We start from the raw sequence: 5,218 nt of genomic DNA on the forward strand, positions 1-5,218 counted from the left end.
TGAGCTTATTCAACGCTTTAATCATGGCGTAGGTTTCACCAACCTGAGCATTATAGTTTCTTAAACTTAATCGCCCACCAAACAGTGTCTTTACACGGAACATAGCCGTCTCTGAAAGTGACCGTTTATGGTAACCGTACTTCTTTTTCCAATGTTTATTTGAGCCGTATAATTTCTGGCAAGCTACCGCCAGATTACGGGGGTGACCTCGTAACCAAAAAGCAGCACCTTCTCTCGGTGGAATAAGTGGAACAGCTTGTTTAATACGTATTGCTTCGTAGCATTGTCTTGTATCGTAAGCTCCATCACCAGATATCTCATTGATTCTACGACGAGTTTGATTCAGTAAATTAGGAAGAGCTTCACCGTCAGTGACATTCGATAAACTTAACTCAGCCGCAATGATTTCATGAGTGCCAGTGTCTACGGCTAAATGGAGCTTACGCCAAACTCGACGCTTCCCGTCAGTACCATGTTTTTTTACTTTCCATTCACCTTCACCGTAGACCTTTAGCCCTGTTGCATCAATGGCTAAATGCTGTATTGCGCCTCGGGTCTTTGTCTTGAATGACACATTAACCGTTTTGGCTCGTTTACTGATGCATGAATAATGAGGACATGACAACGGGAGTTGAGCGAGTTTGAAAACAGAATCGATGAATCCTTGTAACGCTCTCAACGGCATCGCGAATACTCGTTTAACCATGAGGGCGGTCGTAATGGCTAAGTCACTAAACAATCGAGGTCGACCTCGTTTACCTTGCTTGAGTTGCTTCCACTGTTGAATCGCTTCCTCATCAATCCAGAATGTCAGTGAACCACGATTGATTAGGGCTTGGTTATATTGTTTCCAGTTAGTTGTTCTGTAGCGAGGCTTTGGCATTGCTCTAAGTATGTGAGTGAACTTAGATGATCTGATCGTAGCTTTAAGCATTAGTTCCCTGATTTAGGAAACAAAGCCTTGGCTGGGTTAAAATTTATTGGTAAAAGATCGGATGTCCTATTTCACTTCCATTTTTATTCTTTTTTTTCATTACTTTAAGGGGATTTAGGCTTATGAGGCGATTTTGATAGTATAAAATAATTTACTTAGCGTGCTAACCAAGTATAATAGTTAGCACGCTAGGTAAATGGGAACCATGATGCAAAAAGAATTCGACCATATGAAAGAGCTATCACTGGCAGAACAATTGGGGCGTCTGCATCGCTTATGGCGCACCGCTGTTGACATTGAACTTGCCCCTTTAGAGTTAACTTACCCACGCTGGACAGCCTTATGGAAACTGTGGCGATTAGGCGACAACCTCAGTCAAAAAGTATTAGCCAATGCCTTAGAAATTGAACTGGCCTCTTTAATGCGCACCTTAGCCCAATTAGAACAGCAAGGGCTCATTGAACGCCACTGTTGCCCCCATGATAAACGCGCCAGACTTGTCAATTTGACTCCTGCTGGACTCGATTTAATAACGAAAGTTGAAGTAACAATTATCAATATCCGTAGCCAATTGCTCTTAGGCATAAACGCTGAAGAACTTACTGAGTTTGAAAGAGTAATTAATCTGATTGGTAATAATGCGTTAACCAAATTAGCTAAAATGACAGACAAGTAAGTGAATACAAATATGACACCAGATCAACAATTTTCGCGGCTAACAAAAATTGCCTTAGCAGGCTTTATGCTGGTATTTGGTTACTTTATGTTTGCTGATGCGACTATGCCATTAACGCCGCAGGCTATGGCAACTCGGGTTGTGACTAAGGTTACCCCACAAGTTAATGGCCGCATTAAAACTATTGCTGTCACTAATAACCAAGTTGTTAGCAAGGGTGAATTACTGTTTGAAGTAGATCCTAGACCGTATAAGTTAGCGGTAGATGAAGCGCAGTTGGCTTTAGAGCAAGTCCAGCAAGATAACGCTGAGCTAGATGCCTCTTTGTTAGCGGCGCAAGCTGATGTCAATGCCAGCCAAACCACATCACAACAAAAACGCAGCGAAGCAAAGCGTCTTGAAGCACTGTACAAAACTAATGGCGTATCCCAACAGCAACGCGATCAAGCTGACAGCGATGCCGCTGCGGCTGAAGCAAATTTGCTGGCAACCCAAGCCCGTTTAAAGCAATTAGAAGTGAGCCGCGGTGTTTACGGTAACAATAACTTAAAAGTACGTCAGGCCGAAAATCGCTTAGCCCAAGCCAAATTAAACCTGTCTTATACCCAAGTTCATGCGGATCAAGACGGCACAGTTACTAACTTGCAAATCATGGTCGGCGGCTTTGCGGCCATTGGCCAGCCACTGCTGGCTCTTGTTTCTGATGATGTGGATATTATTGCTGATTTTAGAGAAAAGGCATTACGAGATGTCTCAATTTCATCTAAAGCCCTTGTTGCGTTTGACGGTGAACCAGGCCGTTTATATCGCGCCCACGTCAGCAGTATTGATGCTGGGGTTAGCGCCGGACAGTTCGATGCCAATGGCAGTTTAGCGACTCCGCAACAATCTGATCGCTGGGTCCGTGACGCCCAAAGAATGAGATTGCATTTACAATTAGATAATGACGAAGTCATGAGAACATTGCCAACGGGGGCACGGGCGACGGTGCAGATAATGCCAGAAAATAGTTTGCTGAACTTATTAGCTCATGGGCAGATTAAAGCCATCAGTATGCTGCACTATATCTATTAACATCATACATTTGATAGATGCGCTATTTTAAATATATTACAGCGACACAAGGCAACAATCATGTTACTAAGATTTAATCCCATGACAGCCAATGATTTACGTCAATGTCTACGTATTGCCACTGCTGGCACGATTGGCTTTACTGTGTGCAAACTGTTCGGCTTTAGTAACGGGGTGTTTTATACTGTTACCCCTATGGTATTGCTAGGGCTAGCACCTGTGTTCACCGCCCATGTCGCGCGGCAGGTGTTGGCGTCTTCTGTCACAGCTGGATTAGTGGTAGGCGTTATCGGTGGTTTATTTGGTGGCCATCCAGTCTTAATGACCCTGATTATTTTTGGGGTGTTTGTTGGCTTTTTTACCGCCATGACCCGCGGCAGTTTTTTTCTTTATGGTGCCAATAGTTTACTTAATCTGAGCATCATGCTTAATTTTGCCAGTTACCCTGATACTGATCTAAACGGTCTCATCGGCGCTAATCTCGGCGCCACAATACTGGCAATCATTATCGCCTATATCATGGTCTCGTTAATCCCTGATGTTGAACCCAGAAAATTGCAAAAACCACCAGCAAAATCAGTAAATCGAATGCGACATGAAGTATTACTGGGGGCAACTATCGCCACAGCATCTTTTGTCGTGTTCCAGATATTTAATCTGCAAGACTCTATGTCGGCGCAAGCTGCCACAATTTTATTACTTTATCCGATGCATTTTACTGGGGTATTAAATTATGCCCTTAAACGTGCGATAGGTACCTTTCTTGGAGTGACATTCGGTGTGTTAGCCCAGTTGTTTCTTTATGATTGGTCAGGGCTGTTGATCTTAGTCGTGCCGGTTTTATGGTTTGGGTTAATGCTATTTAGCCAAGTACACGTCAAAGAAAACGTCGGCGCTGGGGTTGGCTTTGGAGCGATGACCACGCTAGGGATTTTATTTGGCCAATACCTCACCCCAGGTAGCGATCTGATATATAGTGCACTTTACCGTATTAGCAGTATTTTGGTTGCCATCGTAGCGACTTTATTACTGTGTTACATCATGCACACTTTACTTAACCGATTTGCTGCAACGCGCTTAAGTTATCAGTAATGCTGATAATGATTAATCGAGCATGGAAAAAAACTGCTTGTGACTCAGCATTAGAAACAATAGGGTCATGTCTTGTCTTTTGTCTCTCATAACAATCACCTGATTCCAGTACGGGATCAGGTACTAGTATTTCAATAAAGCAATTGGAGACACCGTTGAAACTTTTTCCTCTTTGCCATACCTGTAGTTATTCATGATTTGCTAATGTTTACTTTTCCGAAACTCATTTCTGCCCAAAGGTATGCTGGCGGTAGCATGTAACGCAAAAATGCCCTCAATGAAATGAGTTCTATTGCTTGAAAGTCGTGCGCCACTGAACCGGCGATACATGAAAAGCAGATTTAAAGTGCTTTCTAAATACACTGTCAGAGCCAAAACCCGCTTGCTCTGCAATTTGAGGTATCGATAGTTTCGTGGTTTCTAATAGACGTTGGCTAAACACCAAACGTCGATTTTGCAGCCATTCACCAAATGTACAACCATAGGTGGATTTAAACTGGCGTGTAAAGGTACGTTTACTCATCGCACAGCGCTCAGCGAGTTCATCTAGTGAATGAGACTGATTGAGACTCTGCTCAACCTGCTCAATCACAAGGTTAATACTTGTCTCTGTGAGGGGTTTTATGTTGACTGGTGCTGGTATGTATTGTTGCTGCCCACCATTACGAGATGGTGCAGTCACCATCTTACGAGCGAGATCATTCGCAAGCTCACTACCACACAAACGGCGCACTATGTGCAGACAGCAATCGAGTGAAGCTGCTACTCCAGCAGAGGTGATGATAGTCTCATGTTCAACAAATAGAGGGTTTGGGTCAAAATTCACCTTAGGAAATTGCTGCTGAAATTGTTCGGTAAATGCCCAGTGGCTTGTGGCTCGTTTGCCATCGAGAACGCCAGCACACGCGAGAACATAAGAACCAAGGCAGAGCCCTACCAGCAACTTCCCTTTATCATGATGATCTATTAACGCCTCTAGAAGTCGCTCACTTGGCTCTGGCAGGTCATTTGGCCAGCTTGGAATAATTATAATATCGGCTTCTTGGGTAGCACTTAGATCGCTATCGACCACCACACCAAATCCAGAGCTTGTTTCAAACCGCAAGCTGTTTTCGCTACAGATCCTCAAGTTAAACCGAACCGGCTGACCGAAAAAGATATCTCGAAACACCAGACAGGGCACAGAGAGATGAAAAGCACTGATGCCTTCAAAGGCTATCATAGTAATTTTAATTAACTCGCTTGATTTGTTCATGAGTGTCTCGATTTGCGCGAACGTTGACTTTCAAGACAGTATCATAAGAAGTCGGAAAGTAGCATACTAAATCGTATAGAGAACATGACTTGTTAGTGAGTTTAGAGAGGCATTATGAAGATCCACCACCTACGTAGCGCAACTTTTCTCATTGAATCTGGCGAAACATTTATCCTTATTGATCCTA

The 5,218-nt window shown here is 43.4% G+C and carries 5 protein-coding genes; 3 read left to right on the forward strand and 2 right to left on the reverse strand.

Going from position 1 to position 5,218, the window contains the following annotated elements; all coding sequences use genetic code 11:
* Positions 1-883 (reverse strand): IS5 family transposase (locus tag AB4558_RS21495; RefSeq protein ID WP_372159098.1); only part of this gene is annotated, 883 nt, incomplete at its 3' end.
* Positions 884-1,142: 259 nt separating this feature from the next.
* On the opposite strand from AB4558_RS21495, the gene slyA reads away from it, so the two are divergent.
* From slyA to AB4558_RS21510, 3 genes are read left to right on the forward strand one after another with little or no spacing between them, the layout of a single operon-like run.
* The gene (slyA, locus tag AB4558_RS21500; RefSeq protein ID WP_017059069.1) at positions 1,143-1,610 is read left to right on the forward strand and encodes a transcriptional regulator SlyA; all 468 of its coding nucleotides are present in this window, start codon (positions 1,143-1,145) and stop codon (positions 1,608-1,610) included.
* A gap of 12 nt (positions 1,611-1,622) precedes the next feature.
* Positions 1,623-2,684: an HlyD family secretion protein gene (locus AB4558_RS21505; protein WP_372074873.1), complete on the forward strand. Its 1,062-nt coding sequence runs from the start codon at positions 1,623-1,625 to the stop codon at positions 2,682-2,684.
* 60 nt (positions 2,685-2,744) lie between these two features.
* A complete protein-coding gene (locus AB4558_RS21510; protein WP_017059067.1) occupies positions 2,745-3,776 on the forward strand; it encodes a DUF2955 domain-containing protein in 1,032 nt (343 codons plus the stop codon).
* 289 nt (positions 3,777-4,065) lie between these two features.
* On the opposite strand, the gene AB4558_RS21515 is transcribed toward AB4558_RS21510, so the two are convergent.
* Positions 4,066-5,031 (reverse strand): GlxA family transcriptional regulator, encoded by a 966-nt coding sequence (locus AB4558_RS21515; protein ID WP_136979886.1) that lies wholly within the window; start codon positions 5,029-5,031, stop codon positions 4,066-4,068.
* Positions 5,032-5,218 lie beyond the last annotated feature (187 nt).

It is taken from the genome of Vibrio sp. 10N.222.51.C5, from assembly GCF_041474575.1.
GTDB classification, from domain to species: domain Bacteria; phylum Pseudomonadota; class Gammaproteobacteria; order Enterobacterales; family Vibrionaceae; genus Vibrio; species Vibrio crassostreae_C.